This window comes from Stieleria sp. (assembly GCF_041595215.1).
Lineage (GTDB): Bacteria > Planctomycetota > Planctomycetia > Pirellulales > Pirellulaceae > Stieleria > Stieleria magnilauensis.
Map to the genome: position 1 here is coordinate 1 of NZ_JBFHKV010001005.1, position 3,153 is coordinate 3,153.

Genomic DNA, 3,153 nt, shown 5'->3' on the forward strand with positions numbered 1-3,153 from the left:
ATAGCGTGCCAAACCCTTGGCACGATTTCGCAGACGCAACAGTGTAGCAAGAACGAATGGAAGCGACCGAGCCGTCTAAGTCGCGTGCCCTACTCACCGAACTTCCGAAAAACCATCATCAGCTCTTCGATTTTTTCGTCACGGTCCTTGGCCCTGCCGCACTGGATGGCATCGCTGACGCAGCTCCGAATGTGCTCTTCCAAGACGATTTGGCCGACTTTATTGAGTGCTCCCATCGCGGCAGACAACTGCATCAGGACATCGACGCAGTATTCCTCATCCTCGATCATACGACCAACCGCTTCGACTTGTCCGATGACACGCCGAAGTCGGTTGTTGAGTTTCTTTTTCTCGTCGTCTAAGAACATGGTTGAAATTTGGCCAGGTTTTGTTTCGCAGAGGCCGCAATTTTACCCTCTAAGCGTTTCTGCAGTCAGCTGTTCATCACCAACTCATAAAAGTCGTTCGGTAGGACATCTCCATGCCCATCATCACGACGTGAGCGTGGCCGCACGCAATCTCAACGCGTTTGCAATCACCGACACGCTGCTAAAACTCATCGCTGCCGCTGCAATCATGGGACTGAGCAATACGCCGAAGAACGGATAGAGCAATCCTGCCGCGACGGGGATTCCCAGTGCGTTGTAAATGAACGCGAAGAACAGGTTCTGACGAATGTTGCTCATCGTTTTGCGGCTCAAATTTGCCGCCGCAGCAACCCCGCGGAGATCACCACCGACGAGCGTGACACCCGCAGATTCAATCGCAACGCCTGTTCCGGTTCCCATCGCGATGCCCACGTTTGCTTCGGCCAGTGCCGGAGCGTCGTTGATCCCGTCGCCACACATCGCAACGGTCTTGCCTTCCTGCTTCAATTTGCGAACGAAGTCGTGCTTTTCCTGGGGCGAAACACCGGCGTGAAACTCGTCGATGCCCAGCTTCGATGCGACGGCGTTCGCAGTCGGTTCGGCGTCGCCGGTCAACATCACGACCTTCAACCCCAGATCATGCAACGTCTTCAACGCTGCTGGAGTGCTCTTCTTGATCGGGTCGGTGATCGCAAGAATTGCCGCCAGTGTGTTGTCGATCGCCACGAACACAACCGTCGCCCCCTCGCTCTGATGCGATCCCGCAGCCTGCCGCCCCGCATCCACGCCCTCGATGCCTTGTTCGTCCAACAAGTCAGCCTTGCCGATCAACACTTCATGATCATCAACTCGAGCCCGAACTCCTCCTCCGGTGATACTGTCGAATTCACTTGCCTCGACCACCTGTAATTCATCCGCCTTCGCTCGGCGAACGATCGCTTGAGCCAACGGATGTTCGCTCTGTGCTTCGACCGCCGCAGCCAACGTCAACACGTCAGTCTCGTTCCAGTCGTTAATCGTCTCGACGCCCGTCACTTCCGGTCGTCCCTGGGTCAACGTGCCGGTCTTGTCGACGACGATCGTGTCCACCTTCTCCATGACTTCCAAGACTTCTGCATTCTTGATCAACACGCCTTCCTTCGCACCGCGGCCGACACCCACCATCACAGACATCGGCGTGGCCAGTCCCAAGGCACAGGGACAAGCAATGATCAGCACCGCCACAGCCGCGACAAACGCATGAGCCAGCTGCGGCTCCGGGCCAAAGACCGCCCATCCGATAAATGCGACAATCGAACAGACGATGACCGCTGGCACAAAGTACCGTGCGACGACGTCGACCAGTTTCTGAATCGGGGCGCGACTCCGCTGCGCTTCCGCAACCATTTGCACGATGCGGCTGAGAACCGTATCGCCGCCAACCCCGACCGCCTCCATCACGAGCGCGCCGGTCTGGTTCAACGTCCCGCCGGTGATCTCATCGCCTTCCACCTTCTTCACCGGCATCGGCTCGCCGGTCAACATCGACTCATCGACACTACTCGAACCGCTGAGCACTTTCCCATCGACCGGAACCTTTTCACCAGGACGAACCCTCAGCCGATCGCCCATGTGCACTGAATCCAGCGGAATGTCTTCTTCGCCATCACCCGTGATTCGGTGTGCCGTCTCGGGCGCCAGCTTCATCAGTTCGCGAATCGCACCACCGGTTTGATGGCGTGCCCGCAGTTCCAGCACTTGCCCGAGCAACACCAACGTGATGATCACCGCCGCGGCTTCAAAATACAGTGGCGGAACTCCGTTCTCGAAGAAAGCCTCCGGGATCACGCCTGGGACCAGCACGACGACCAAGCTGAACAGGTAGGCTGCCAATGTCCCCACGGCGATCAGTGAGAACATGTTTAAATTCATCGAACGGAACGACTTGGCTCCGCGGACCAACAACGGCCATCCGCACCAGAACACCACGGGCGTCGCGAGAACCAACTGCAGCCAGCCAAACACCGACTGGCTCATCCAGTCCGCAATCCGCAATCCCACCATCGGTCCCATTGCGATCACAAGCAGCGGCACCGACAACACAACGCCCACCCAAAACCGACGTTTCATGTCGGTGTACTGCTTGTCTTCACCCTCGTCCGCCAACGCGACGACCTTGGGTTCCAAGTCCATCCCACAAATTGGACAATCGCCAGGCCCGACTTGTTCGATTTCCGGGTGCATGGGACAGGTATAGATCGCCGTCGGGTCTGCGGGCGAACCGCTCGTCTTGGTCGCTCGGTGACCACCGCAACACGAAGACGCAGACGTGGTTTCGTCGATCTGAGTCGCTGCGTTTCCGCCGCAACAGGACGAACCGCTTGACGACTCCTTCTGCGATCGCTTTGCCAACACTCCGGCCGGATCCGCTTGGAACGTTTTTAAGCATCCATCGCTGCAAAAAACGTAATGCTTGCCCTCGAAATCTGCCGAACGGGCAGCGTCTGCAGGCACCTTCATGCCACAAACCGGATCAATTTGCATTGACGGACCGGCGACCGGCAATGACGTCTCAGCTTTGTTGGCGTGGTCCATCGTTTCTCCAGGCTGTCAAAAGGTCACCGATTCAATATACCCCATGGTGGTATGCAAGTTGTGTGCCGACCAGGCAGCCATAGCGGTGGCAAAATGACAAATCTTAGCGGCGAAGGACGGATCTCCGGTCCGGCGATCGCCTACCCGAAGGCGGCGAGCTCGCAAGGCAATCCCATGTCAATCGGATGCGCGACTGCGACATCTAGCGTGC

At 57.6% G+C, this 3,153-nt stretch carries 2 protein-coding genes; both read right to left on the reverse strand.

Translation table 11 applies throughout. From position 1 onward, the window contains the following. Positions 1-89 precede the first annotated feature (89 nt). Complete coding sequence (locus ABX749_RS27335) at positions 90-368, reverse strand: metal-sensitive transcriptional regulator (RefSeq protein ID WP_372898816.1); 279 nt, start codon at positions 366-368, stop codon at positions 90-92. Between the two features lie 123 nt (positions 369-491). Continuing rightward, entirely contained in the window at positions 492-2,942 is a 2,451-nt protein-coding gene (locus ABX749_RS27340) for a heavy metal translocating P-type ATPase (RefSeq protein WP_372898817.1), read from the reverse strand. Between the last annotated feature and the right edge of the window lie 211 nt (positions 2,943-3,153).

Coding starts and splice junctions, on each gene's coding strand:
- ABX749_RS27340 (WP_372898817.1), bottom strand. CDS start 2,942: ATGGACCACGCCAACAAAGCTGAGACGTCATTGCCGGTCGCCGGTCCG.
- ABX749_RS27335 (WP_372898816.1), bottom strand. CDS start 368: ATGTTCTTAGACGACGAGAAAAAGAAACTCAACAACCGACTTCGGCGT.